This window comes from Acinetobacter lwoffii (assembly GCF_024129355.1).
Lineage (GTDB): Bacteria > Pseudomonadota > Gammaproteobacteria > Pseudomonadales > Moraxellaceae > Acinetobacter > Acinetobacter lwoffii_I.
The window spans coordinates 59091-83917 of sequence record NZ_JAMXXP010000002.1 but is presented as its reverse complement, the minus strand read 5'-3'; the positions used below and the strand labels follow the sequence as shown (position 1 = coordinate 83917).

Below are 24827 nucleotides of genomic sequence, written 5' to 3'. Positions count from 1 at the left end.
ATATATGGGATAGTTCGAAATTAATTTTCTAAATTTAAATTTTGGAGAGACTCGAATGTCAGTTGCTCAAAAGTTACATCATTATCTTTGTCATGCCTCTTTTAAAGATAAAAAATCTGGACATGAATTTAATCAAGATATTCGTTTAAATTTTACTATTCCAACGAATAAAATTACAAAATCTTTTCTAAAGGATTTCACCCAAAAAATTCAAACTGAAACGCAGAAGAAACACCCTGAAATGGAAATTTATGACGTGTATATTAATTCAGTTTCTTATCTGGGTGAAATGACAGAAGCAGAGTTTAATTCCTAATTCATACCCAACAAACCACACTCTAATTAATGCTCAGATGATGAAAATTATCTGGGCATTTTTATTATGAAAGACCAATGCAAGGCCGCCGTAGCAAAAGCACTCGGCAAGGCAACTTTAAACCAGCAAGAAGCCACCGACATTGAAAACCGGATCAAGGACGCAATGAAGTCTTTGGCCAAAAAAGATATTCAGACTTGGCGCAATCTATCTGATGCTGAAAAACTGGTGAAAGCTGGTGAGTTTGTGGCACAGGATATTCAGGCACAATTAAAACGAAAGCATGCTATTGCCGCACGTGACATTCTCACTCAAAACAAAAACCTTGCCCTGCTGGATCATCCAACCTTAACCGCCAGTGAAGTTGTAGATCGTATGGTTGCAGCACATGGTGATATGTCCGGCATCCAATCAATTGATACTAAAGCGCGTGCGATTGCATCCGTAAACCGCGGTGAGCTGGTGGACTTCTATACCAACATCAAAGGCGGTTTAGGTGTATTTACTGATGCTGAACTGGTGCAAAAAATTGTCCGTGAACGATTCAATGATAATACCGGCGATCCATTGGCCAAGAAGATCAGCGACAAAATGGGCGAAGTCTTTGAAGGTATGCGTGAGCGCTTTAACCGTGCCGGCGGTGATATTGGAAAACTGGATGATTGGGGCCTACCGCAGACGCATAGCCTTGAAAAGATTGTATTAGCCGGCAAACAGGCTTGGGTGCAAAAAGCAGAAGGCTTAATCGACACTTCAAAATATGTGCATGAGGATGGCACGTATTATTCACAGCAAGAGATCCGCGAGCTGCTTGAATATTCATTTGACACATTGAGCAGCAACGGTGCCAATAAAACTGAAATTGGCCGTCAGTCATTCGGGGGGAATTCCAAAGTCACCAGCCGACATTCTGAAAGCCGAGTACTACATTTTAAAGATGCTGAATCATGGATGGAATACCAGGCAGAGTTTGGCGGTATGCCGTTTGTAGACTTAGTGGAAGCACATATTAACGGCTTATCCAAAGATATTGCTATGGTGGAGAATCTTGGCAGTAGTCCTAGAAATTCCATGCGCATATTGATGGATGCAGCAGAGCAAAAGGACTGGCAAAAGGGTATTGATGCAAACGATACAGGTAAATCACGTAAACGCGCACAGACCATGTTTGATGAGTTCTCAGGGCAGAATACACCGCAATCCGAAGTGCTGGCCAATATGGGTTTAACGTACCGGTCAATGAATGTGGCATCCATGCTGGGCGGCACCACAATTTCATCCGTCACCGATCAGGCCATGATTGCAAAAACTGCATCGATCCATGGTATTGCTTACCGTAAAACTTTTGGTGAACTGATTTCACAGCTTAATCCGAAAAATAAAGAAGATCGGGAGCTGGCGCACAGCTTAGGTCTGGCCACAGAAGAAATGCTCGGCTCTATCGCACGTTGGTCTGATGATGGATTGACCTCAGTACATGGCAAGTCACAGAAACTGGCTCGGGTATCCAGTGGGATTGCTTCACAGGTTATGCGCATATCTGGCCTGAATGCACTCACAGCAGCTTCAAAAGTCGGTTTTACCAAGATGCTTATGCATAAATACGGCACTTTAACCCGCTCTAAAGCATGGTCTGATCTGGACGCAATGGATCGTGAGCTCATGGAAAAAACCGGGCTAAACGAACGAGCATGGGAAGTCATGCGCCTGGCTGATCCGGTGGTGGATCGTAAAGGTAATCAGTTAATGTCAGCACGTTCAATCTATGAAATTCCAGATAGTGATTTAACTAGGTTTGGCGACCCGCAAAAGGTACGTGATGAAGTAGCCACACAGTTTCAGGCACATTTACTGGATGAACAGGGAATGGCCGTGGTTGAAGCCGGATTGCGTGAACGTACATGGATGGCACCAGGTACAAGAAAGGGAACAGCCATGGGTGAGATATTTAAATCCATGCTGCAATTTAAGTCGTTCTCAGCATCATTCCTCATGCGTCACGGTAGTCGGACAATGGCACAGCAAGGTGTGCAAGGAAAGGCTGCTTATGCAATCCCATTGGTAGCTATGACAACTATTTTAGGTGGCTTGGTAGTGCAGCTTAAAGAGCTGGCCAACGGTAATGATCCGGCTACGATGTGGGATAGTGAAGATCCGGACAAGACAATTGACTTCATGAAGCGTTCATTTGTTGCTGGTGGCGGCTTGCCAGTGTTAGGCGATATTTTAGTTGCAGGAACTGATACTAGTGGTCGTGATACTGGTGATTTTATTGCTGGTCCTTTTGGTAGTGACTTTAAAACTATAATGAGCCTGACAATAGGTAATGCGACTCAGGCGGCGAATGGAATAGAAAGTAACGCAGGTAATGAAGCCTTTAGATTCTTGAAAGGGAAAATACCCGGTCAAAACCTCTGGTACACAAAAGCTGCGACTAATCGCATGATTTTTGATAACTTCCAAGATATGATTGCACCTGATTACCGTGAAAAATTATTACGTAAAGCTGAGCGTGAACATGATCGTACTCGTTGGCTTGGTGACTTTGATTGGGGTTCTGGTTTTGATGAAGCAAGAGCGCCAGATTTTGAGAGGGTTGTAGAATGATAAAAATATTGGGCTTTATTGCCTACTGGGCTTTAGCTATCACACAGTTTTTAGGAACTTATACCTATTTTTCTGATGTATTAGAGTGGAATGGAGTTATCTCTGTCATTCTTGCTTTAGCAGTTGGGGGTATACCAGTAGTAGGTACTATCTTCGGAGTACTTGGCGCAACCCAAGGCTGGGGGTGGGGAATCATTCCAGCTTTATGTTTGTATTTATGGCCCTTTATTTTATTTGGGTTAGTTGCTTTGGTAGGTAGTCGACGATGAAGCAGCATCATTTATTTTACATAGCATCATTTGCGATGGTGATAGCTGTATTGGATTTCCCTTACGGCTATTATCAATTACTCCGGTTTATTGGTTTTTTTGCATTTGGCATAGCTGCATATATTTCATATTCATCTGGGCAAAAAATAATACCTTTCGTATTGGGGTTTATGGCCATAGTCTTTAATCCATTTATTAAAGTGTATTTAGATCGTGAGGTATGGGCGGTGATTGATGTTCTATCTGGTATGGGCTTATCAATATGGACTTTTTATTTTTTTAAAAATAAGTAATTAAATACACCCAATTAAGCCCAACCGAACCCCCTGTATATATGGCTTATATACGGGGGATTTTTTATGTCGGATGTAAAGAAGTTACGTTTTCTAAAGCCTGAAACAGTAGAGAAATTAAAACTCTGTATGGATATGGCCGGCACGGATGCGGTCGATCTAATGACTGAAGCTTATGGTCAGGATGTTTTTGATAAAAAAGGCCGTGGTGACAAAGTCTGGTTATATAAGGGCGCAAAGGAAGCGCTGACCTGCATGGAGAAATTAAACCGCGTCTTGCTGGATGATGAATTGTCAGCTGGCGATGGAAGTGATCGAAAGGTATCACCAGAAGCTCAGGCGGCAGCCATTCTGGAAAGTGTGGCCAAAAAACTGGAAGCGCGTAAACAGCGCCCGAGCTAAGTTATGCAAGTTAGCTTTGCGGCTTTCTTCCTGGTCTATGCGGAAGCCATGAATTGGGATGTACCTGACTTTCATTTAGATGTCTGTGATTTCTTGGAAAATTACGGCCCACTTGGTTTATTGATGATGCCGCGTGGTCACGGCAAGTCTACGATTCTAGATATCTATAACGCATGGAAGCTATTCATTGATCGCAATCGATTGATTCTGCACCAGGGCGCAACTGATGGAGATGCTTCAAAGTGTAGCCGTGGTACTCAGCAAGTCATTGAAAAGCATCCGCTGTGTCAATTGTTTGGCGTGTTTAAAGAACGGGGTGAGCTGCAAAAATGGTGGGTGACTGGATCGGAAGATGTACGGCATGGCTCACTGCATGCACGTGGCGTATTGTCCAACGTGACTGGTGCACGTGCGCATGAGATTCAAAACGATGATGTGGAAATGCCGGCAAACATCGGCACACCTGAAGCACGTGAAAAGCTGCGCTATCGATTGTCTGAACAGACGCACATTCTCATACCAGGTGGACAAAAGCTATTTGTCGGAACACCGCATACCCATGACTCACTTTATACCCAAGTACAAAAACAGGGTGCAAAATGTATGATCCTTAAAATGTTTGAAAAAGAAAAACGCTTTGAAAATATCAGCGAGTGTTTATCTGACTTCGATCCGGTTTATGTGTTTAGTGGGATCAGTCATACAGCCAAGCTGCTCACACGTGATGAAGATTATGCAGTTTATAAGATTGGCAGCACCTTTAAAATTGTTCTAAAGGAAACGCACTACCTGATCGACTTATACAGTGAATCGCTATGGCCTGAACGTTTTACGCCGCAGGTTATGGGAGAGCGCCGTAGAGAATGCCGGACATTAAATGAATGGGATTCACAGTACCAGATGCATGCCAAGCCGGTTGGTGAAGTGCGTCTTGATCCGGACAAAATGATTCCTTATGACTGCGAACCAGTTTTGAGACGTGCCAATGGCCAGTACATCATGATGCTTGGGGATCGTCAGATTGTCGGTATTACCATGCGTTGGGACCCATCATCTGGAAAGCTGAAATCCGATATTTCCTCAACTGCATTAGTGCTGCATGATGATTTTGGTGCCAAGTATTGGCATAGATCCGTTGCACTGACTGGTGATGTCGTCACTCATGACGCACAAGGAAATATCATTGGTGGTCAGGTATGGCAGCTTTGCGACCTGATTGAGCAATTCAATGTACCGAGTCTAACGATTGAGACTAATGGTATTGGTAATTTTGCACCGGCAGCATTAAAAGGTGCGTTAAAAGCACGCCGTATTCGTTGCGGGGTAAAAGAAGAACACAGTGTGGGGAATAAAAACAAACGTATTCTTGAGGCATTAGAGGGCCCACTTATGTCAGGTTTACTTTGGGTACATACATCTGTGATTGATACACCAGAAGAAGGTGAGAATAGCTCAAGACAGTACAAAAATATGCGTATGTTCAACCCTGCAATTACTGAACAGCCCGATGATGACCTAGATTCTTTAGCAGGTGCTGTCACTGATTCACCGGAACGCGTAGGTAAAATACACAGAAATAATGAGGTCAATGAAGGCCCTAATTGGAGAGGGAATAGTGGCGTGGTTGAGGCCACTCTAGACTTTGAGAATTAGGGGCAGATCATGGCAGTTTCAGAACAAACGCCGTATATCGAACACATAGGAAATGGTGTTACAACCAGCTTCGCACTAAAGTTTCAGTGTGAATCAAAAGATCATTTAATTGTATTGGTGGATGAAATTGAACCACCGATTGCATCTTGGAGCCTAGTCGATGGCAATGTGGTATTCACCACTGCACCCGCATCTGGCAAAAAGATTACCTTGCAGCGAAATACACCATTTAATCGGAATGCAGAATACCAGTCTTTTAATAATTCATTCCGCCCACAAACTGTAAATATTGATTTTGACCGGATTTGGTGGAAGTTGCAGGAGCTAGGTGTAGCAGACTGGCTCATGAAGCTTTATGTTGATCGACTACATCAACAACAAGAGCAAAAAATCAATGATTTAAAAGGCTATGTAGATGACCGAGATGATGAGCTTAGGGCTTATCTTTTGGAAGAGATCCGCAAGCAGGGTGTAGCTTTAGATCAGCTTGATGAATACTACAATTACTTGATGGAGCGACTAGCTCAGATTGCGGTTGATAAGGGGTGGGATGCGAGTTTTGTAGTTGATGCGAGTGGGAAAACGCAACAGCAGATCAATACAGGTCTTTTTAATCTGTACAACCCTTTGAGTTTACACCACACGCCTACCGAGTTGAGTGCGAATTTCGCGTCACCACTTAATGCCTTAATTGACAAGGTATCAGCTGCTGGTGGTGGAACTATCTCTGTCCCAGATGGGGAATATCGGGTAAACCCTACAGCAGCTATTGTCATGAAAGACAACGTGCATTTAAAGCTTGGTCACGAAACGGTGATTAAAGCACTACCAACGCGATCAGGTGGCTATGACCTGATCCGTGTTCAGGATGTTGAGAATACAAAGGTTTCAGGTGGTCGATTGGTTGGGGATCGTTATACGCATCTCGCACCAAACGGAAGCTACTACAAAGACTGGAAACCCAACACATATTATGAAGCTGGTGAATATATTTGTCAGCAGTATCACGGCTGTTTAGTAACCGTATCAGGTACAACAGGCGCAACAAGACCTGACTTACAAGCAACAGGCTCGACCTATGTGGACGGTACTTGTCAGTATCAGTACAAAGAGAATGTAGGGGAGTGGGGTTACGGAATCATGATTCGTGGTGGTAAAAATAATACCATTGAAGACGTTGAAGCAAATGACTTCTGGGGAGATTCTCTATTAATATCTCGGTCAAATACCAAAGATTATGCTGAAAAGGTAACTGTTAAAAACTTTAAAGCAGACGGCAGTCGCAGACAGGGGATTACAATCGGCTCTGTAAAAGGACTGCGGATGACAAACCTCGACCTTAGCAATATCAGTGGTACGCTACCAATGGCAGGGATAGATTTTGAACCTGATCTTGGTGTCCAGTGGTTGCAGGATATTGTTGTTGACGGAGTAAGAACTACCAATTGTGAGGGTGAGGGTATCGCAGTTGGCTTTGTTACGCTCGGCTGGAGAGACTGGTCATCTACTATTGCGTATAAGGCCAATCGTGATGTTGTTCGTTATCAAGGTGTAATGTACCAAGCAACACAAGACAACACATACGCAGTACCGTCTGCATCAAGTACAGCTTGGAAAGTTTTACCAGATTACGACATAACACAGGATCGCGTTAGCATTGAGGTTAGAAATCACACAGATCGTGGGTCTAGACGAGGAGTCTGGGCACTCGGAACTCAAGCGAATCAGAATGTAACAGGTTATGTAAAGTTTATTAACCCATCCTATGAGAATAAGAATAATAACAATGTATTTATTCAGAACAATCGTGGTGATGGTGTTCAGTTCTATTTTGAAGACCCTGAGTTCATAAATAATACACAGAACTCATCAGATTATCACGTTCGACTATCCAACGCGCCTGCTGATTATTCGCTCGGTGGTGTGCATTTAATTCGACCCAAGTTTAAATGTAAAGGAATAGATACTGAGTGTTTTTATATTTATGCTAACAATAACAACGGTTTACCGAACATAAATATCAGTATTATAGATATTGTTGAGCGACCTGCCAGTATTATCAGCCCTGTAAATATGATTACTAGAGATACGGCTAATGTATTCACTAGCGACAAGTTTAATAAGTTACGCTTGAGTAGCAGCATTTCTCGGATTATTCAAAACGTTGCTATACAGCATGAATACTATATTGCTGGCGATCCTACTTCATTCGAGATAAACTCATTCCGAAAAGGACAAATTATCCGTGTTGTCAATGAATCCACATCTGTAGCAACCATTAACTTTAATGTAGCAGATGGAAATATTGCTGAAGTAACCAATGCTTCTAATCGAAAATTCAATCTTGCGGCAGGCGGAAGCGTCGAAATGTTCGGGATCACAAATAAATTGCTACGGGTAATTAGAAGCGAGGGTCTTATCAACTTATCAAGATTAGCGCGTGGTACTGTTCCATTCCCAGCCACAACATTCGCCGCTAACGAGTCGAAATTAATCGCAACTGTAGCTACTTTGACTGCCGATCGCTACACCGACACCGTATCAGTATCTTCCACTATGGATCTGGTTGGTAATATTGCATTATCTGCAACTATTAATAATAACGGTACGATAAGCATATACGGTACAAACTTAAAGTCATCACAAGTGTCTTACGGTGCTGCTGGGCAGTACCTAAATGTAGTCGTGCATTAAACAAAAGCCCTTCGGGGCTTTCGATACTCAATAAACTGCCACCAACCCTGATCTTTAATGAGATCAGGGTTTTTTAATGTCAAAAATTGGGGGGGCGGCATGTCCGATCAGAAAGCAGCAGTAATGGAAATGGCAGCGACTGTTTCATCCGCTGCATCAAAAACAACGTATGCAGGGGCCGCTTCTGGTTTCGTGGCATGGCTTGCTTCAGTCGATGTCCTGGCTTGGATGGGTATCGCACTTGCTTTAGCTGGCTTCGTTGTGAACTGGTATTACAAGCGACTTGAGAACCAACGAGCTGATGAGATCCACAAACTAAAAGTAGAGCAATGGGAGAAATACTACGATGTCAAACAAGACTAAATACTATGTGATTGGTTCTTCTCTGGTGCTTGCTGCAGGGATGTGGATCACTGGTCCAAGTGATGAGCAGGTGCAAGCCACAGCTGTGAAAGAAGGCTATACCTCCAAGCCGGTGATTCCTGTTAAAGGTGATGTACCAACAATTGGCCACGGCACCACGGTCTATCCAAATGGTGTGCGCGTCAAAATGACAGATCCGTCAATTGATCGCAAACAGGCATTTGAATATCTCAAGTTGCACATGGATAAAGATGCTCAGCGCTTCAATAAAACCATTCTGAATATTCCGGTTTCTCAAGGTGAATACGATCTGTATCTGGATTTCACATACCAGTACGGTACAAGTGCCTGGTCTGGATCTTCAATGCTTCGCCACCTGAAAGCGCGTGAATATGTCCAGGCGTGTAAGTCACTTTTGAAATGGAAATACGTAGCCAAGCGCGACTGCAGTATTCGTTCTAACAATTGCTATGGCGTATGGACTCGACAGGTTGAGCGCTACAACAAATGCATGGGAGTGAACTAGATGCCACTTTTATTGCTGATCTGGAATAACAAACGCTGGTCTCTGATTTTGGTGCTGTGCATTGTAATTGTCTGCCAGCTATTTCAGGCCAATCGTTTAGCCGGTGATTTACGCAAAGCTGAAACGACATGCCAGGACAAAATCAATAAAAAGCTAAAGCCATATATCGATGCTGAAAAGGAAGCACAGGAGCTGGCCAACAAAGCGGGTGAAGAATATGAAGAATCAAAAGAAGTTGAGCGCGTCAAAACCGAAGTTATTACACGTGAAGTGCAAAAGATCGTTGAGCGTCCTGTTTATATCCACACTAATTGCTTTGATGACGACGGGGTGTCAGCAGTCAATACCGCTGGTAATTCCAGCCAATCTTAAAACGCCTTGTCCGGATTTATTGGAATTGAAGTCTGGCCAGGCAAAAGAAGTGCTGCAGGTAATGGTTGATGACCGAAGGAAATATATTGATTGTCAGTCCAGGCATAAGGCCGTTATTTCAATTATAGAAAAGCCCTCCAAGTGAGGGCTTTAATTTATCCTATTGTTCCCAATACTGGCACCATTCTAGGTCCTGCCTTTCTCGCCTTGCCCACGATCTCGACCAATTCATCATAAGTTAAATTGAATGAGTCCGAGCTATCGAAAACATAGACTACATTCTTATCCTTAAGCTCCTCTGGCTTTTCGGGAATAAAGCGAGCAGGAATTAATTGCTGTGTTAGTTTTTCATCAGTTAGTGGTTTAGGCAGATTATTTAAATCGAAGTCCGAAAATTTCATTAACTCTTTCCTCTCTACTGGATTTTTTGCTTATACTGAAACAAGGCATATATTTGAATGTGTACAAGAATGTGTACATAAAAATATGATTTAAATAATTTTTAAAATAAATATTATTTAAATTAGTGGCTTATAAGACTCGCCATCCATATCGAAAATTATGGTAGGTTTTTCAGAGCATTTTGACATATTTAGGTTTTCTATGTTTAAAGCAACAGCAGCACCACAAGATCCAATGATTTTGCAGTTTGTGCCCATTTTGACACAAGCCTGTGAAATTTTGCGAGAAGAATATCAGCGTTATTGTTCTGGTGCGGCTTTTGATGTCATCAAAAAAAATGATAATTCTCCGGTGACTCAGGCAGATTTTCGGGTCAATACTTATCTGACCCAGGCTTTGGCAGAGATTTCCAGCTTGCCTTTACTGTCTGAAGAAGGACAGGAACATGAACGCCGCTCATGGTCAGAATTCTGGTTACTGGATCCGCTAGATGGTACCAAGGAATTTCTGCACCAGCGCCCCGAATTTACCATTAATTTGAGTCTGGTCAGAGGCAGTTTGACCACTTTTGCCATATTGGCGGTTCCGGAGCAGCAACTGATTTATTTCTGTCCTGAGCAGGGCTTGCCTTATAAATATGATATCCAAAAGATGACATGGTTTGCTTATGAAATGCTTGAAACTACTAAAATGATTGCTGTGGGATTGAGCCAAAGTAGCCAGCAGAAACCGAAATATACCGAGTATTTGCAAAGTCTGGCTAAGCTCACTGACTACACCGAATTTAAAGCGGGCAGCGCTTATAAATTTTGCATGATGCTGGAAGATCAGGTAGACATCTATCCACGTTTTCATCCGACCTCGGAATGGGATACCAGCGCTGGTCAATGTATGCTCGAACGGATTGGTGGTGGTCTGGTTGATTTAGAAGGTCGTCCATTTATTTATAATCATCGGGATACTTTGCTGAATGGCGGATTCATTGCTTATAAGAATAATGATATGAAAATTATTGCATTGCAGGCGGTTTCTGACATGCAGGCCGAGCATTGAGCAAAATTCTGAGCGTGTTATAGTGGTGCTTAACCTATTACCAAATCCAGAGTTGGCTGTAACGTGTCCCTGAAACTGCTTCCACCGAGTATGTTGAGTGCAATTGATTTATTGCCCGATGTACAGACGCCTGTCACCTTATTTACACGGCATTCGATTCGTGAAGAGGTTCCGGGTCAAGGTTTGGCAGGCTATGATCTGCAACTGACCAATCAGGGGCGGGATCTGGCGCAGGAATGGGGTGCTTATCTGGCTGATCAAACTGATCGTGTGATTCATCACTGTATTTCAAGTCCGATCCAGCGGTGTATTGATACCGCTGCATTGATGATTGAAGGGGCAGATGCGGTTACCCCTGAGCAGAATACCCATCGTATTGAAATTATTGAACAGGGACTTCTGATGGAGCCTGGCAGCTTTGTGCTGGATATTCAAAAAGCTGGGCCTTATTTTGCCAAGCAGGGTGCACTCGGTTTTATTAACAGTTTTGTCAATAATGCCTTGCCTGGGATGAAACAGCCGATTCATGGCGTGGTGGATGTACTGGAACTGATTTACAACACCCATCCACAAAATAAATATGGGCTGAGTTTGGCTGTCAGCCACGATACTATTCTCGCAGCGATGATTGCAGTGATGTCAGGGCGTCAAGACGTCAGTCGGGAAGACTGGCCAAAAATGATGGAAGGTCTGTTTGTCTGGTTTGAAGGTGATGTGTTTTTGGAGTCCAAACTGAAATGGATCTGGCGCGGTCAGGTACATGAACTGGATATTGCTGATTTTAAACGTTCCCAACTTTCTTAAATTAAATTGATCTATTCAAAACTCAATTGTTCACAGCAATTGAGTTTTTTATTGGGGAGTTAGAAATTATAAAGATGGTGGGGCGTTTCATATTGATCATTCAATAAAGTTCAGGCTAAAACGATAAAAATAAATTTTAAACTGCACCTTTTACATTTATAGGGTGAAAATTCAATAATGTAAGTATAAAAATTATCTATGCTTAATAAATATAGAAATATTCATCTTGAGGAAAATTATGAAAGTTATCACAATTTTTAGCCTGATCGCGATTTTGGGTTTAACCGCATGTCAAAAGCGGGACACTGACAATACGAAACAGGATAAAACCACTTCGCCATCCTCTATGGATAAAGATCAATAATCTAAAAGAGAGGGAGATTCAGGTTTTTATCTCACAGTATCGCATTGACTGGATGAGTGCTGTCTAAACAAATTATTTTTCTGAATGAGTCATTATATTTTTTAGTTTCTTCAAATTCCAGACACAAAAAAAGCCCTAAAAAGGGCTTTTTTCATTTGCGATTAGTTAGAAGCTAGTGCTTTAACTTGCGCGTTCAAGCGGCTCTTATGACGAGCTGCTTTGTTTTTATGGATGATGCCTTTGTCAGCCATACGGTCGATTACTGGAACAAGCGATTTGTACGCTTCAGTAGCAACTGCATAGTCATTAGTGCTGATAGCAGCTAATGTACGTTTAAGATAGGTACGAACCATAGAACGCAAGCTTGCGTTGTGTTTGCGTGCTTTAACGTTTTGACGAGCACGTTTTTTAGCTTGAGCAGAGTTTGCCACTCGTGCACTCCTTGAAATAGATTGGTCTGGGCGGGCTGAAACTCAACTGAAAACCAACATCAGAGGAATTATCACCAGCCCGTAAACAAGTGCCATATTTTGATTAAACTAAGCACCGAAGTCAAGTCTTGACATGCTTTGACAACATTTTAGATGCAGAAAAATTCTAAAGAAAACGTTAGATTAGTATTCCACCCAGGAGATCGTATAAAAAATGACTAAATCACTGACTCATCCCATCGTGATAGGTGCCACTGGCTTGGTGGGAAAACAACTGATAAAACGTTTGCAAGATGAGCCGACTTGCCAGCAGATTACTGCAGTGGTCAGAAAACATCAAAATGATCTGGATGCTTTGGATAAAGTTCAACAACTGGTACTGGAAGATTTCCTGATGTTGAATGATCAGGATGTCAGCAAGCATAGCCATGGTTTTAGCTGCCTGGGCAGCACCATGAAAAAAGCCGGATCCAAACAGGCATTTTATAGTATTGACTATACCATAAATGCTCACTTTGCAGAGCTGTTACAGCAAACCTCAGCCCATTATCTTTTGCTAAGCGCAATGGGTGCCGATTCCCAATCGCATTTTTACTATAATCGGGTCAAAGGTGAACTGGAAGAATATGTGCAAACATTGACTCTGGATAGAATCAGTCTGATTCGACCTTCATTGCTCATTGGTGAACGTCCAGAGCAGCGTTTTTTGGAAGATATCGCGCAGCAGGTTTACCACAAAGTATCGCGTTTTATTCCAGATAGTTTTGCGTATAAGCCAGTGACAGCCGATCAGGTGGCTCATACTATGGTCGAGGCCGCGCTAACTCAGACGGTAAAATTTGAAATTTATGATAATTTACGCATACAAAAAATGAAATGAGGGGAAAACACCGTGTCTACAGCAGCATTTGTCACCTGTGACTTGTTAGATGATCATCCAGAATTAGAGCTTCAGGTAGTTACACCTTGCCTGGACGGTAAATTTTTCAAGAGTTATGGGGCGCGCAAAACCTTTGGCGGTCAGATTGTGACAGTAAAATGTTTTGAAGATAACTCGCGGGTGAAAGAGTTGTTGGCCACAGATGGAACAGGCAAGGTCCTGGTCGTAGATGGCGGTGCATCCATGCGCTGTGCCTTGATGGGTGACCTGATTGCCGAATCAGCTGTCAAAAATCACTGGAATGGCGTGATTATTTACGGTTGTGTCCGTGATGTCGATGCGATTGCTGAACTTGATCTTGGTGTGCATGCATTGGCGGCTATTCCACAGAAAAGCAATCGCAAGGGTGTGGGTGAAGTTGATATCTCTCTCTGTTTTGGTAGTGTCACGTTTAATGCCAGCGAATATGTCTATGCAGACAATAATGGTATTGTGGTGTCCAAAACAGCCTTAGTGGCTTAATCGGCCGGAATCTGCATTTCTGCATGCAAGAATAACAACAAAACTCATCTGTACCCTGAAAGACAGGATGCTTAGATTCTGTCTTTCATTCATATAAAACAAAAATAGGAAAATACTATGTTGAGTCATCAGATCAAAGTCGCACAAGCCTTAGCCTCTTCAATCGCCCAAGGGGGACGTGGCATGGTCGGAACGCCATTTCCGAATCAGCCTGAAAAATCAATTAAGCTCTATGAATTTGAAGGTTCACCTTTTTGTCGTCGGGTGCGTGAAGTGCTGACCTTACTCAATCTGGATTATGAAGTTTATCCATGCCCTAAGGGCGGTACGAAATATCGTCCGATCGTAAAACAGTTGGGCGGCAAGACCCGCTTTCCATTTTTGGTGGATGAAAATACAGGCGATCAGATGTATGAATCGCAGGAGATCATCCATCATCTATTCAAGCATTATGGTAAAATTGGCAAAACGCCAAAAAAATATGCAACTTATCCGAAAATTCCAGTTGCTGCTTTTGCCGGAACGATTATTAATGGCGCACGCGGAGTCTGGATCAATAAACAGGTGCTTGATCGTCCGGCACCGGAACAGCTATTGGAATTATGGGGTTTTGAAGCCAGTCCTTTTGTCCGGGTGGTACGTGGTATTCTCTCAGAGCTTGAAATTCCCTTTGTTTTTCATAATGTGGCCAAAGAACGTTGGCAGGATTATGGGCCAGCCAAGTTACGTTTAAAGCCGGGGAAATATGAACCGCTTGCGGGTGGCAAGCGTGAACAGTTGTTTGAAATGATGGGAAATACGATTCAGCTGCCTTATCTGGTCGATCCAAATACAGGGGTAAGCATGTTTGAATCAGCGGAGATTGTGAAATATTTAAAACAGCAATACGGTACTGCTTAAAGTAGGAAGCTTGTATAACTTCAAATATTTTCTATCTAGAACTGCCATCTTATCAACAGATGGCATTTTTTATCTGTGTTTAGTGTGAGAGATATTATGTGTCTCTAATGATCATAAAACCAAATCTTATAAATAAATGAAAAAAATCATGATTTTTAGAGCTTTTTTGTTTATATTTTAATCTTCAATGGGGCATAACAATAAATATAAGGGGCGTGCTTATGACAGCACCAGAGGCAGTCTTGCCAGTACCTGTATTAATCGTTGAAGATGAATATGTCATTCAGCGCCGTTTAAAAATTATATTAACCAATCTGGGTTATAACGAAGACGTTCTGCTATTTGCCAATACGGTTAAAGAAGCATATTCCATAGTTCAGCAACAGCCGATTGCACTGGCCTTAGTAGATCTGGGGTTGCCAGATGGAAGTGGGATTTCAATTATTGAAAAAATCCGCGAACAGGACGCACAAGCATTGATTCTGGTGGTGTCTGCCTGGAGTACCCAAGATAGTCTGTTTAGCGCAATTCAGGCCGGTGCAACCGGTTATGTGCTGAAAGAACGGGATGATGTTGAAGTCGCCTTGGCTATTCGCAGTATTTTGCGTGGCGGTGCACCAATTGATCCCTTTGTTGCCCGTGAAATTTTAAAACAGATTTCTATTCCTGCCATTTCAGCAACAGTAGAGCAGAACAGGTCAGCTGCGGATCAAGAAACGCTCACACACCGGGAGCAGGAAATCCTGTCCTTGGTTGCGCAAGGTCTGAGTAATCGTGAAATTGCCGAGCAGCTCTGTGTGTCACGCTATACCGTCGAAAGTCATATCAAGCATATTTACCGCAAACTCTCGGTCAGTAAACGTACTAAGGCGGTCAGTACCGCACGGCACTTGGGAATTCTGTAATGTCATCTGCCTGTTCCAGAAGCAGCGAACGGCAGCGACTGAAATGGATCTGCATTTTTGTCCTATTTAGCTGGCTTTGCTTGTTCTGTAGGATGAGTCAGGCACAAAGCCATTTTCAGATTAATGATCTTTGTCAGGTGAAGATCGACTATATTCAGAAGGTTCAGGCTCAGGGTCCTACCGAGATGCCGAAATCGGGCTGGCAAAGCGTACGTTTGCCGGATAACTGGCAGAACAACTGGAAGAATTATCATGGAGGTGCCTGGTACAAGATTGTCTGGCGCTGGTCATGCCAAGACAACATCCGCCTTGCAGAACCAGTTGCCTTTTCTATTGATTATATTAATTCGGCAGGTGCCGTATTCCTGAATGGTGACTTGCTTTGGTCTGACCGGAACTTGCAAGAACCCTTGTCGAAAAGCTGGAATATGCCGCGTTACTGGGTTTTCCCGATTAGCGGTTTGCGTAAAGACAGTAATGAAATCCTGATTTATGTAAATGGCTACAGTTTCCAAAGCGCGGGCCTGGGCAACATTCAATTTAATAATGTGCTGGTGAATAGCCAGCAGTATCTAGGCAAAATCTGGGATCGCCGTACTGTATTCCAGATTAATATGATTTTCTCTGCCACGATTGGGCTGATCTGTTTCATTATCTGGTTATTCCGGCGTTCAGAAACCACTTTTGGCTGGCTGGCACTCAGTTCACTGTTGTGGATTCTGTTTATTTCCAATGTCTTGACTACAGAAAATTTTCCATTTCGCTCCACGATTTCGGCAGCTAAAGCCAATATGCTTTTTTTTATTGCTTATATCCATTGTTTCTGTCTGTATCTGATCCGCTTTGTAAAACAGAAATTTAAGCAGTTGGAGCGAGGATTTATTCTGGTCAGCGTTCTGTCCAGCCTACTGGTGATGATCAGTCCCTTGAATTATCTGGAGCATGTGCTAGGTGGAGTGTTTATCTTCTATGTATTGTTCTTTGTTAGTTGTACTGTGTATATCAGCTATCAGGCCATCAGAACCCGAAATGGAGAATATCTCTTCCTGACCTTGTGTCTCTGGGGGATTCTGCTGTGTGTAATCATTGACCTGATCATGTTGAACCAAACCAAGGTCAATGAGTTTTCACCTTTATCTCCCTATACCTCACCAATTATTACCTTGTTTGTCGTGCTGATTATGGGCACACGCCTGAATCGTAATGTCAGGAAAATCGAAAAATTTAATACCCAGTTAGAACGTAAAGTCCAGCAGGTCAGTGCTGACCTGAATAAAAGCCTGAGCGATAAACATCAATTGGAGCTGACGAATGTTCGTCTGCAAGAGCGGATTAATCTGTCACATGAACTGCATGACGGGTTGGGAGGGTCTATTGTCCGTTCCATGATTCTGGTGGATCAAAGTAGCGAAACAGTTTCTAAACAGCAGTTTCTTTCCATGCTGAAACTGCTCAGAGATGATCTCAGACAAATCATTGACAGTGGTTCATCTATTGAAAATAAAGTCCCACAAACGCCGGTACTCTGGATCGCACCGGTACGTTATCGTTTTACCCAGTTGATGGAAGAAATGGGGATTGTAGTTGAATGGTCATTTCCAAAAGTCTGGCAGCGTGAACCGACGGCATTACAGTGTTTGACCTTGATCCGAGTAGTCGAAGAAAGTCTGACCAATATCATTAAGCATAGTCAGGCCAGTCAGGTAAAAGTCAGTCTGGAATATTCCCAGCCACATCAGCTTACTTTAAGCATTCAGGATAATGGCATCGGTTTCGATGCTGACATGGTGCAAAAAAATGGTCTGAGTATTGGAATGCGCAGCATGAAAATGCGGGTTGAGCGCATGGGAGGATTGTTCCAGATTGAATCTGAACAAGGAGATACGCTGATTCGTGTTGTATTAGAGCTGTATCAGCCTTAATTAGTTAGAATTCTAGACTCTAAAAATAAAAAAGAGGATCATGTGATCCTCTTAAAATTATTGCCTAAATAGAACCGTGGAAAGATTACTCGTCTTCTGGCGGTGGAACCAGCATCAACACGGCTTCATTTAATAATGCAGCAACATCTTCCAGAATTTCTTCATCAGCGAAGTCTTCACCGAATAACAGCGCTTCACCATCTGCAAGCTGTTTGAGTTTTGCGGTAAATGTCTCAGAGATGCACACACCCTCACCATTTGCCCAGAACAGAACGTCGCCGTCCGTTTCAGTATAAAGCAGGCGTGACGCAGGTTCGAGCATCAGGCTATAGCCCTGATCGAGTGCTTCTTCCAGATCACCTGTACCGATTTCTTCTGCTTCAGGCAGGTTTTCAGGATATTTAGGTTCGGACATCAAGCTCATGATGGCATCTTCGAGAACATTGGAATTATGCAGTTGCTGCATGATGTGTTCTTTCAGATATTCCAGCTCATTGCTGCTCACTTCACCGATAGCACCGACTTGATCACGGATGATATCCAGCAATGGGTTACGCAGCGTTTCATTTTCAGAGAATTTATCCCCGACACGATCCATCATGTCACTGATATTTGGCATGCGGAAACCGAATGAATAAGTCAGGCAGTCATCTTCAGCCACGCCGTAATGAGCCAGACCAGGCGGCACATAGAGCAAGTCGCCAGGTGCCAGCACTTCATCAAAGTTCACTTCTATTTCAGGTAATAATTTAAGTGGTTGACCTGGAACGAATGCCGTTTCGGCATCACACATTTGCCCAAGCTGCCAGCGACGGTGGCCATGGCCTTGTACCAGAAATACATCATAGAAGTCGAAATGTTTGCCGACTGAACCGCCTTGTGGAGCATAAGACACCATAATGTCATCGCGACGCCATTGTGGAATAAACGGGAATTTTTTCCAAAGCGCCGACAGGTCAAATGAATAGTGATCTACAGCCTGAACCAAAAGTGTCCAGAGTTTTGGCATTTTCTGGAAATCTGCTTTGAGTAAAGGCGAAGATTTCACGTTCCATTGATTCGGATCACGATCTTTCTGCTTGATGAGACGGGCAGTGACATGTTCTTCAAGCGCAAGTTCCATCACATCATTGGGTTCAAGCAAACTGGCGATTTCAGGCATTGCATTACGCACCAGTAAAGGTTTCTTTTGCCAGTATTCGCTAAGGAATTGTTCAGCGGTAATACCGCCTAGTACGTCTAAAGGTTGAGACATAGAGTAAAGCCTGAATTTAAAGGGAGAGATTAAGGAACCAAAATTTTTAATTCACGAAGAATATGACAGAGCTTGATCATTGGCATGCCCATCAGCGTGGTCTGATCTTGTCCGATCATTTCTTCAAACAAGCTGATACCGAGGCTTTCACATTTGAAACTGCCTGCACAATGCAAAGGTTGTTCAATTTCGACATAACGCTCGATTTCGACCTGAGACAGTTTGCGGAACTTGACTTTATAGTGTTCAAGCAGACTTTGTTCAAAACCGGTCGATAGCTGCTGCACACTGAGCGCAGTACTAAAATAGACAATCTTGTCCGAGTTGGCTTGTAGCTGGCGAATAGCTTTTTCAGTCGTTAATGGTTTACCGATAAAAATATCCGGTGCACCTTCACGCCATGCCACCTGATCTGAACCAATCACAATCGCTTCTGGATTCTGTTCGGCAATATATCTGGCTTTCTCGAAAGCCAGTCGTTGTGCCAGATCATCTGCGTGATTTTCCCCGCGAGGAGATTCATCAATATCCGGTACCATGGAAATATAATCAATATGCAGACGATCCATCAGCGCTTTGCGGGTTTGACTGGACGATGCCAAGATAATCTGTGCAGAATTCATTAGACAGCATATTCCTCAAGAATATTTAACGGTACATACGCCAGAACAGCTTTGTGACAGGCTTGTAGCTTGATCGGTGGAGCTTGACCCGCTTCATAGGCTTCGACCCAGCGCGTTACGCAGATACACCAGAAATCGCCAGGTTGCAGGCCCGGGAAATCCAGTTCGGGCAAAGGCGTAATCAGGTCATTACCGACTTTTTGAGAAAAATTCAGAAATTCTGAGGTCATTTGCGCGCAAACCGTATGCTGGCCCAGATCGGTGGTCGCAGTATGGCAAAAGCCATTGCGGAAATATCCGGTAATCGGATCGAAGCAACAGCTGGACAAAGGCTCACCTAACACGTTCAAACGGTTAAGATTTGGATCAGGATGTATCGACATAGGGACTGAATCTAAAAGAGGCTTTTTTCTATCATAACAAAACTTTGGCATTCATAATGATTTCTGCAAAAGATGCTAACCTTTTTCTGCATAATCATTTAAAATCGCCTGGTTTTAATATCTATAAAGTGAGCTCTACATGAACTTTCAGCGTATGACTGACCTCGATTTAGCAGGTAAACGTGTTCTGATCCGTGAAGATTTAAACGTTCCTGTTAAAAATGGTGTGATCACCAGCGATGCGCGTCTTCGTGCAGCATTGCCAACGATTAAAGCAGCACTAGAAAAAGGCGCTGCAGTCATGGTGTATTCTCATCTGGGTCGTCCGGTTGAAGGTGAGCCTAAAGCTGAACAGTCACTTGCTCCTGTAGCGGCTTACTTGACTGAAGCTTTGGGTCAGGACGTGAAACTGTTCACTGACTATTTAAATGGTGTTGAAGTTCAGCCAGGCCAGGTGGTTCTACTTGAAAACTGCCGTTTTAACGTCGGTGAAAAGAAAAACAATCCAGAGCTTGCAGCAAAATATGCAGCACTTTGTGATGTATTCGTGATGGATGCCTTTGGTACAGCGCACCGTGCAGAAGCGTCTACTGAAGGTGTAGCACGTTTAGCAAAAGTTGCAGCAGCAGGTCCTTTATTGGCAGCTGAACTGGATGCACTTGGTCGTGCACTGAAAACTCCAGAAAAACCAATGGTGGCGATTGTTGCAGGTTCTAAAGTTTCAACCAAACTTGATGTTTTGACCTCACTTTCTGACATTTGTGATCAATTGATTGTTGGTGGCGGTATTGCCAACACTTTCCTTGCTGCGGCAGGCTATAACGTGGGCAAATCACTGTGTGAAAAGGATCTGATCGATACAGCAAAAGCCATTGCTGCAAAAGTATCAGTTCCACTTCCAACTGACGTAGTCGTTACAGATGCCTCTGAAATTAACTTTGAAGATTTCTTGGGTTCATTGGCTGCTGCGAAAGCGACGGTGAAAAACGTTGCAGATGTTGCTGACAACGACATGATCCTAGATGTAGGTCCAGAAACTGCGAAAGCATTTGCAGAAATCCTGAAAACCTCTAAAACCATTCTTTGGAATGGGCCAGTCGGCGTATTTGAAGTAGATCAATTCGGTGAAGGGACTAAAACTTTATCTTTAGCAATTGCTGAATCGGAAGGTTTCTCGATTGCAGGCGGTGGGGACACACTTGCTGCGATTGATAAATATGAAGTGGCTGACAAAATTGGTTATATCTCGACGGGTGGCGGTGCATTCCTTGAATTCGTTGAAGGTAAAACCCTTCCTGCAGTTGCGGTATTGTTAGAACGTGCTTAATGGCATGTCCTAAGCTAAAAAGCTGGCCAAGTGCCAGCTTTTTTTTATGTCATTTTTTTGACAGTGAAAACTTACCCTTCATGGCTTCGTCATTAAAATGCAATAAATCTGTCATAAGATGCAGTCATTAAATCACCAAATGACGAGAATACGTGATGAAAAAACAGTTAACTACGGCAGTATTATTAGCAGCATCTCTGGCACTGACTGCATGTGCAAAACAGGAAAGCGCACCAGAAGCTGAAGCAGAAAGCTCGGCAGCAGTGGCGGATCAGACTGTAACTCCAGAACAGCAAGCCGCCATTGACGCCATTGATCAGCCAATTTTAGATGAAAAAAATACCGATATTCCAGCTGAAGTTGCCAATGCGCCAGCCGATGAAGCGACTGCAGACGAGTCAGTTACTGCGACTTCAGAGCCTGTAGCACCTTAATCTGGCTGATGTGACACAAAATCCCTGCAAATGCAGGGATTTTTTTTAAATAGTGTTATTTGTTGCTGAATTGAAACCTTTGAACATGTAGAATATGGGGCATTCACTGGGAGGATATTATGGCTCTTATTTCATTGCGCCAGCTCTTGGATCACGCCGGCGAACATGCTTACGGCGTACCAGCATTTAACGTAAACAACTTAGAACAAATGCGTGCAATTATGCTTGCAGCAGATGCAACCAATTCACCTGTTATCGTACAAGCATCTGCGGGTGCGCGTAAATATGCAGGCGCTCCGTTCTTGCGTCACCTAATTTTGGCTGCAATTGAAGAATGGCCACATATTCCAGTGGTAATGCATCAAGACCACGGTACGAGCCCTGACATTTGTCAACGTTCAATCCAGTTAGGCTTTTCATCAGTAATGATGGACGGTTCACTGGGTGAAGACGGTAAAACACCAACTTCATATGAATATAACGTTGATGTGACTCGCCGTACAGTTCAAATGGCACATGCGTGTGGCGTATCTGTTGAAGGTGAAATCGGTTGTTTGGGTAGCCTTGAAACAGGTATGGCGGGTGAAGAAGATGGCGTAGGCGCAGAAGGCGTACTGGATCATTCTCAACTCCTGACTTCAGTTGAAGAAGCGTGTAGCTTCGTTGCTGATACCAATGTTGATGCGCTTGCAATTGCAGTAGGTACTTCACACGGTGCGTACAAGTTCACGCGTCCACCTACAGGTGATATTCTTGCGATTGACCGCATTAAAGAAATTCACGCAGCACTTCCAAACACACATCTTGTCATGCACGGTTCAAGCTCTGTGCCACAAGAATGGTTGGCAGTGATTAACCAGTATGGCGGCGACATCAAGGAAACTTACGGTGTTCCGGTTGAACAGCTGGTTGAAGCGATCAAACACGGCGTGCGCAAGATTAACATCGATACTGACTTGCGTTTAGCATCTACCGGTGCAATGCGTCGTATGATGGCAGAAAAACCAAGCGAATTCGATCCTCGTAAATTCTTCAGCGCAACTGTAGATGCAATGAAGCAAATCTGTATCGATCGTTATGAAGCTTTCGGTACTGCAGGTAATGCAGACAAGATTCGCCCAATTTCTTTAGAGAAAATGGTGTCACACTATAAATAATTCCCAGTGAATCATTTATAAAAAAAGCCCACTGCAAATGTGGGCTTTTTTGTAGACTCATAAATATCAAGAATAAGAGCAGCATATGGAACTGATTTTCGCAGCAGCGCTATGCAGCGTTGCGGTCTCAATATTATTAAAAGTCGCCAAAAATAAGGGCTTGAGTCCGATACACATGATTAGCTGGAACTATATGACAGCCAGTCTCTTGTGTTTTTTCTGGTTTAAGCCTGATATTCAGCATATTTCAATGTCTCAGACGCCTTGGTTGCTTATTCTGGCTCTGGGTATTTTACTTCCAAGTGTATTTTTGTTTTTGGCTAAAGCCTTACAAACGGCTGGAATTTTAAAAACCGAAATTGCCCAGCGACTTTCTGTAGTCTTATCACTGGCTGCGGCCTATTTTATTTTTCAGGAACAGTTTAATCAGCTGAAAATACTCGGGATCGCTTTAGGTATTGGCGCAGTGCTGTGCATTCTGTTTTCACATCGACAAAGTACAGGACAGGGCAGTCAGGGAATGTTATATCTGGGCTTGGTCTGGGTCGGTTATGCACTGATAGATGTATTGTTGAAATATACAACCAGTCTTGGCCTGCAATTCGCGGTGGTGCTGAATCTGATGTTTGTTTGCGCTCTGATCATTTCGATGGGCTATCTGTTACTCAAATATAAAAGCTTGGGCTCGATGCAGAATATCGGCGCTGGTCTGTTATTGGGTATCCTGAATTTTGCCAATATTGCTTTCTATGTCAAAGCCCATATGCTGCTCAAGGATTCACCGGCGATCGTCTTTGCCGGCATGAATATTCTGGTGGTGGTATTTGGTGTGATAGCAGGTCTGGTATTCTTTAAAGAGCGGCTCAAACCTGCAAGTACTGTAGGGTTTCTGCTAGGCTTGACTAGTGTGATTTGCCTAGCTTATGCAATGTCTGTTTGACATAAGAAGATGCAAATTCAATCGGATGTCGGAGCAGGTCGCCTGCTTCGGCCAGTCCAAGCAATAAACCGGACTGTTGGCAGTCTGGACAGTGCGGATAACGATGCTGTTGCTCTTTATAGTGCTGGAGATAAATTTTATCGCAATGATGGCATTCAAATTTCAGGGATTTGGATGTAAGGAGCGACATAGATGACCTCTATTGTTATTCTATTAGATGTAAATTAAATAAAGCAAAAAATAGGCCCGAATTGACATGGAAAGGGGCGCTTGACCCCTTTTATAGCATAAATTCCTTACAGTTTGGTGAAAATATCTTCAGCGGCAAGACGTGATTTAGGGAGTTTGGCATTGAAATCATTTTCACTGCGATAGCCTAAAGTCAGCAATACAGAAGGGATCAAACCCTGTTCTGCAAGTTGTAATTCTTCACTAATCATCTCTTCGTCAAAGCCGCCAATTGGTGTGGCATCAACCCCTTCAATTCCGGCAGCCAAGAGCATTTGACCGAGTGCAATAAAGGTCTGGTTTTCAGCCCAACGCTGAATATCACCTTTTTCATTACGATAATAATGAATATAACCTGCACGGGTATTTTTCTGACCTTCTTTGGTGGATTCATCTTTAAATCGGCCACTGAGATCATCGCGGTTCAATAAGTTTTCCAGATGCAACTCATTAATATCGGCTTTGGTGCAGAATAAAATGGTATGGGATGAATCCAGAACTTTGGGTGCATTGTAGGCATAAGTACCAACCAACGCTTTGGCAATGCGCTGTTTGGCTGCATCATGATCGGCAATAAAAAAATGCCAAGGCTGAATATTGATTGAAGAGGGTGTCAGACGCAAAATTTCTAACAAGCGTTCAAACTGTTCTGCTGGGATTTTCTTGCTAGGATCATAGGCTTTAGTGGTATAGCGGGTCTGTGTGATCTTGAGTAAATCCATCAATGGACTCCAATCTTTTTAAATAAACAGCGAGTAGAAGTTTTAAATATATACATTTTTCACATCCCCTGATTATTATA

29 protein-coding genes are annotated in these 24827 nt (G+C 43.1%); 22 read left to right on the top strand and 7 right to left on the bottom strand.

The features are described from left to right. The first annotated feature begins 55 nt into the window (after window positions 1–55). The 10 genes from NI468_RS01850 (at window position 56) to NI468_RS01805 (ending at window position 9495) form a co-directional block, all read left to right on the top strand. Window positions 56–316 (top strand): hypothetical protein, encoded by a 261-nt coding sequence (locus NI468_RS01850; protein WP_253099356.1) that lies wholly within the window; start codon window positions 56–58, stop codon window positions 314–316. Window positions 317–382: 66 nt separating this feature from the next. Next, a complete protein-coding gene (locus tag NI468_RS01845) occupies window positions 383–2923 on the top strand; it encodes a hypothetical protein (RefSeq protein WP_253099355.1) in 2541 nt (846 codons plus the stop codon). Beyond that, complete coding sequence (locus NI468_RS01840; RefSeq protein WP_253099352.1) at window positions 2920–3192, top strand: hypothetical protein; 273 nt, start codon at window positions 2920–2922, stop codon at window positions 3190–3192. Before NI468_RS01845 ends, NI468_RS01840 begins: the two co-directional genes overlap by 4 nt. Then, window positions 3189–3485 (top strand): DUF6804 family protein, encoded by a 297-nt coding sequence (locus tag NI468_RS01835; protein ID WP_253099350.1) that lies wholly within the window; start codon window positions 3189–3191, stop codon window positions 3483–3485. The genes NI468_RS01840 and NI468_RS01835 overlap by 4 nt, the downstream gene beginning before the upstream one ends. A gap of 66 nt (window positions 3486–3551) precedes the next feature. Beyond that, a complete protein-coding gene (locus tag NI468_RS01830) occupies window positions 3552–3887 on the top strand; it encodes a hypothetical protein (protein WP_253099347.1) in 336 nt (111 codons plus the stop codon). Between the two features lie 3 nt (window positions 3888–3890). Continuing rightward, the gene (gene terL, locus NI468_RS01825; RefSeq protein ID WP_253099345.1) at window positions 3891–5540 is read left to right on the top strand and encodes a phage terminase large subunit; all 1650 of its coding nucleotides are present in this window, start codon (window positions 3891–3893) and stop codon (window positions 5538–5540) included. Between the two features lie 9 nt (window positions 5541–5549). After that, the gene (locus NI468_RS01820) at window positions 5550–8234 is read left to right on the top strand and encodes a hypothetical protein (protein WP_253099343.1); all 2685 of its coding nucleotides are present in this window, start codon (window positions 5550–5552) and stop codon (window positions 8232–8234) included. Between the two features lie 99 nt (window positions 8235–8333). Beyond that, a complete protein-coding gene (locus NI468_RS01815; protein ID WP_253099341.1) occupies window positions 8334–8597 on the top strand; it encodes a holin in 264 nt (87 codons plus the stop codon). Next, window positions 8581–9123: a glycoside hydrolase family protein gene (locus NI468_RS01810; protein WP_253099338.1), complete on the top strand. Its 543-nt coding sequence runs from the start codon at window positions 8581–8583 to the stop codon at window positions 9121–9123. Before NI468_RS01815 ends, NI468_RS01810 begins: the two co-directional genes overlap by 17 nt. Next, on the top strand, window positions 9124–9495 hold the full coding sequence (locus NI468_RS01805) for a hypothetical protein (protein ID WP_253099330.1): 372 nt from the start codon (window positions 9124–9126) through the stop codon (window positions 9493–9495). A 155-nt stretch (window positions 9496–9650) separates the two neighbouring features. On the opposite strand, the gene NI468_RS01800 is transcribed toward NI468_RS01805, so the two are convergent. Beyond that, the gene (locus NI468_RS01800) at window positions 9651–9896 is read right to left on the bottom strand and encodes a hypothetical protein (protein WP_253099328.1); all 246 of its coding nucleotides are present in this window, start codon (window positions 9894–9896) and stop codon (window positions 9651–9653) included. A gap of 202 nt (window positions 9897–10098) precedes the next feature. Between NI468_RS01800 and NI468_RS01795 the strand changes: the two genes are divergently transcribed. The 3 genes from NI468_RS01795 (at window position 10099) to NI468_RS16245 (ending at window position 12118) form a co-directional block, all read left to right on the top strand. Continuing rightward, window positions 10099–10950, top strand: coding sequence for a 3'(2'),5'-bisphosphate nucleotidase CysQ family protein (locus NI468_RS01795; protein WP_005246616.1), 852 nt, complete (start codon window positions 10099–10101; stop codon window positions 10948–10950). Between the two features lie 63 nt (window positions 10951–11013). After that, on the top strand, window positions 11014–11754 hold the full coding sequence (locus tag NI468_RS01790) for a histidine phosphatase family protein (RefSeq protein ID WP_004646730.1): 741 nt from the start codon (window positions 11014–11016) through the stop codon (window positions 11752–11754). A gap of 238 nt (window positions 11755–11992) precedes the next feature. Continuing rightward, entirely contained in the window at window positions 11993–12118 is a 126-nt protein-coding gene (locus tag NI468_RS16245; RefSeq protein ID WP_004646731.1) for a hypothetical protein, read from the top strand. Between the two features lie 161 nt (window positions 12119–12279). On the opposite strand, the gene rpsT is transcribed toward NI468_RS16245, so the two are convergent. After that, entirely contained in the window at window positions 12280–12549 is a 270-nt protein-coding gene (rpsT, locus tag NI468_RS01785; RefSeq protein WP_004279868.1) for a 30S ribosomal protein S20, read from the bottom strand. A gap of 214 nt (window positions 12550–12763) precedes the next feature. On the opposite strand from rpsT, the gene NI468_RS01780 reads away from it, so the two are divergent. From NI468_RS01780 to NI468_RS01760, 5 genes are all read left to right on the top strand, one after another. Next, window positions 12764–13429, top strand: coding sequence for an NAD(P)H-binding protein (locus tag NI468_RS01780; RefSeq protein WP_213687187.1), 666 nt, complete (start codon window positions 12764–12766; stop codon window positions 13427–13429). A 12-nt stretch (window positions 13430–13441) separates the two neighbouring features. After that, window positions 13442–13951 carry a ribonuclease E activity regulator RraA gene (rraA, locus tag NI468_RS01775; RefSeq protein ID WP_253099326.1) on the top strand — a complete coding sequence of 170 codons (510 nt, stop codon included), beginning with the start codon at window positions 13442–13444 and terminating at the stop codon, window positions 13949–13951. Between the two features lie 117 nt (window positions 13952–14068). Continuing rightward, entirely contained in the window at window positions 14069–14851 is a 783-nt protein-coding gene (locus NI468_RS01770; protein WP_253099324.1) for a glutathione S-transferase N-terminal domain-containing protein, read from the top strand. 221 nt (window positions 14852–15072) lie between these two features. Then, a complete protein-coding gene (locus NI468_RS01765; RefSeq protein WP_253099322.1) occupies window positions 15073–15756 on the top strand; it encodes a response regulator in 684 nt (227 codons plus the stop codon). After that, entirely contained in the window at window positions 15756–17678 is a 1923-nt protein-coding gene (locus tag NI468_RS01760) for a sensor histidine kinase (protein WP_338149768.1), read from the top strand. The genes NI468_RS01765 and NI468_RS01760 overlap by 1 nt, the downstream gene beginning before the upstream one ends. An 85-nt stretch (window positions 17679–17763) precedes the next feature. Here the strand turns inward: NI468_RS01760 and NI468_RS01755 are convergent, their stop codons facing one another. The 3 genes from NI468_RS01755 to NI468_RS01745 are packed head-to-tail and all read right to left on the bottom strand — an operon-like array spanning window position 17764 to window position 19939. Next, window positions 17764–18933 carry a ribosomal protein uL16 3-hydroxylase gene (locus NI468_RS01755; protein WP_253099319.1) on the bottom strand — a complete coding sequence of 390 codons (1170 nt, stop codon included), beginning with the start codon at window positions 18931–18933 and terminating at the stop codon, window positions 17764–17766. Between the two features lie 29 nt (window positions 18934–18962). Further along, window positions 18963–19556, bottom strand: a complete 594-nt coding sequence (locus NI468_RS01750) for a Maf family protein (protein ID WP_247143560.1) — start codon at window positions 19554–19556, stop codon at window positions 18963–18965. Next, window positions 19556–19939 carry a DUF2237 family protein gene (locus tag NI468_RS01745; RefSeq protein WP_004279857.1) on the bottom strand — a complete coding sequence of 128 codons (384 nt, stop codon included), beginning with the start codon at window positions 19937–19939 and terminating at the stop codon, window positions 19556–19558. The genes NI468_RS01750 and NI468_RS01745 overlap by 1 nt, the downstream gene beginning before the upstream one ends. Window positions 19940–20078: 139 nt before the next feature. Here NI468_RS01745 and NI468_RS01740 point away from each other — a divergent pair, with 139 nt between their 5' ends. The 4 genes from NI468_RS01740 to NI468_RS01725 all read left to right on the top strand — a co-directional run bounded on the left by NI468_RS01740 (window position 20079) and on the right by NI468_RS01725 (window position 23797). After that, window positions 20079–21266, top strand: a complete 1188-nt coding sequence (locus tag NI468_RS01740; RefSeq protein ID WP_253099316.1) for a phosphoglycerate kinase — start codon at window positions 20079–20081, stop codon at window positions 21264–21266. Between the two features lie 155 nt (window positions 21267–21421). Beyond that, window positions 21422–21700: a hypothetical protein gene (locus tag NI468_RS01735; protein ID WP_085064666.1), complete on the top strand. Its 279-nt coding sequence runs from the start codon at window positions 21422–21424 to the stop codon at window positions 21698–21700. Between the two features lie 119 nt (window positions 21701–21819). After that, entirely contained in the window at window positions 21820–22857 is a 1038-nt protein-coding gene (gene fba, locus NI468_RS01730) for a class II fructose-bisphosphate aldolase (protein WP_253099314.1), read from the top strand. 85 nt (window positions 22858–22942) lie between these two features. Continuing rightward, entirely contained in the window at window positions 22943–23797 is an 855-nt protein-coding gene (locus NI468_RS01725; RefSeq protein WP_253099312.1) for a DMT family transporter, read from the top strand. Here the strand turns inward: NI468_RS01725 and NI468_RS01720 are convergent. Both NI468_RS01720 and nfsB read right to left on the bottom strand, forming a co-directional pair. Next, a complete protein-coding gene (locus NI468_RS01720) occupies window positions 23760–23987 on the bottom strand; it encodes a hypothetical protein (protein ID WP_004646744.1) in 228 nt (75 codons plus the stop codon). The two genes, NI468_RS01725 and NI468_RS01720, sit on opposite strands and share 38 nt — an antisense overlap. Window positions 23988–24093: 106 nt before the next feature. Continuing rightward, entirely contained in the window at window positions 24094–24747 is a 654-nt protein-coding gene (gene nfsB, locus NI468_RS01715) for an oxygen-insensitive NAD(P)H nitroreductase (protein WP_253099310.1), read from the bottom strand. Window positions 24748–24827: the final 80 nt, after the last annotated feature.

Excerpts from the sequence above, each read along its gene's own strand:
- NI468_RS01740 (WP_253099316.1), top strand. The coding sequence starts at position 20,079 with ATGAACTTTCAGCGTATGACTGACCTCGATTTAGCAGGTAAACGTGTT.
- NI468_RS01810 (WP_253099338.1), top strand. The coding sequence starts at position 8,581 with ATGTCAAACAAGACTAAATACTATGTGATTGGTTCTTCTCTGGTGCTT.
- NI468_RS01805 (WP_253099330.1), top strand. The coding sequence starts at position 9,124 with ATGCCACTTTTATTGCTGATCTGGAATAACAAACGCTGGTCTCTGATT.
- NI468_RS01835 (WP_253099350.1), top strand. The coding sequence starts at position 3,189 with ATGAAGCAGCATCATTTATTTTACATAGCATCATTTGCGATGGTGATA.
- fba (WP_253099314.1), top strand. The coding sequence starts at position 21,820 with ATGGCTCTTATTTCATTGCGCCAGCTCTTGGATCACGCCGGCGAACAT.
- NI468_RS01800 (WP_253099328.1), bottom strand. The coding sequence starts at position 9,896 with ATGAAATTTTCGGACTTCGATTTAAATAATCTGCCTAAACCACTAACT.
- NI468_RS01745 (WP_004279857.1), bottom strand. The coding sequence starts at position 19,939 with ATGTCGATACATCCTGATCCAAATCTTAACCGTTTGAACGTGTTAGGT.
- NI468_RS01755 (WP_253099319.1), bottom strand. The coding sequence starts at position 18,933 with ATGTCTCAACCTTTAGACGTACTAGGCGGTATTACCGCTGAACAATTC.
- NI468_RS01750 (WP_247143560.1), bottom strand. The coding sequence starts at position 19,556 with ATGAATTCTGCACAGATTATCTTGGCATCGTCCAGTCAAACCCGCAAA.
- NI468_RS01830 (WP_253099347.1), top strand. The coding sequence starts at position 3,552 with ATGTCGGATGTAAAGAAGTTACGTTTTCTAAAGCCTGAAACAGTAGAG.
- NI468_RS01725 (WP_253099312.1), top strand. The coding sequence starts at position 22,943 with ATGGAACTGATTTTCGCAGCAGCGCTATGCAGCGTTGCGGTCTCAATA.
- NI468_RS01840 (WP_253099352.1), top strand. The coding sequence starts at position 2,920 with ATGATAAAAATATTGGGCTTTATTGCCTACTGGGCTTTAGCTATCACA.
- NI468_RS01815 (WP_253099341.1), top strand. The coding sequence starts at position 8,334 with ATGTCCGATCAGAAAGCAGCAGTAATGGAAATGGCAGCGACTGTTTCA.
- terL (WP_253099345.1), top strand. The coding sequence starts at position 3,891 with ATGCAAGTTAGCTTTGCGGCTTTCTTCCTGGTCTATGCGGAAGCCATG.
- NI468_RS16245 (WP_004646731.1), top strand. The coding sequence starts at position 11,993 with ATGAAAGTTATCACAATTTTTAGCCTGATCGCGATTTTGGGTTTAACC.
- NI468_RS01720 (WP_004646744.1), bottom strand. The coding sequence starts at position 23,987 with ATGTCGCTCCTTACATCCAAATCCCTGAAATTTGAATGCCATCATTGC.
- NI468_RS01820 (WP_253099343.1), top strand. The coding sequence starts at position 5,550 with ATGGCAGTTTCAGAACAAACGCCGTATATCGAACACATAGGAAATGGT.
- NI468_RS01845 (WP_253099355.1), top strand. The coding sequence starts at position 383 with ATGAAAGACCAATGCAAGGCCGCCGTAGCAAAAGCACTCGGCAAGGCA.
- NI468_RS01735 (WP_085064666.1), top strand. The coding sequence starts at position 21,422 with ATGAAAAAACAGTTAACTACGGCAGTATTATTAGCAGCATCTCTGGCA.
- NI468_RS01765 (WP_253099322.1), top strand. The coding sequence starts at position 15,073 with ATGACAGCACCAGAGGCAGTCTTGCCAGTACCTGTATTAATCGTTGAA.
- NI468_RS01850 (WP_253099356.1), top strand. The coding sequence starts at position 56 with ATGTCAGTTGCTCAAAAGTTACATCATTATCTTTGTCATGCCTCTTTT.
- NI468_RS01795 (WP_005246616.1), top strand. The coding sequence starts at position 10,099 with ATGTTTAAAGCAACAGCAGCACCACAAGATCCAATGATTTTGCAGTTT.
- nfsB (WP_253099310.1), bottom strand. The coding sequence starts at position 24,747 with ATGGATTTACTCAAGATCACACAGACCCGCTATACCACTAAAGCCTAT.
- NI468_RS01780 (WP_213687187.1), top strand. The coding sequence starts at position 12,764 with ATGACTAAATCACTGACTCATCCCATCGTGATAGGTGCCACTGGCTTG.
- NI468_RS01770 (WP_253099324.1), top strand. The coding sequence starts at position 14,069 with ATGTTGAGTCATCAGATCAAAGTCGCACAAGCCTTAGCCTCTTCAATC.
- NI468_RS01760 (WP_338149768.1), top strand. The coding sequence starts at position 15,756 with ATGTCATCTGCCTGTTCCAGAAGCAGCGAACGGCAGCGACTGAAATGG.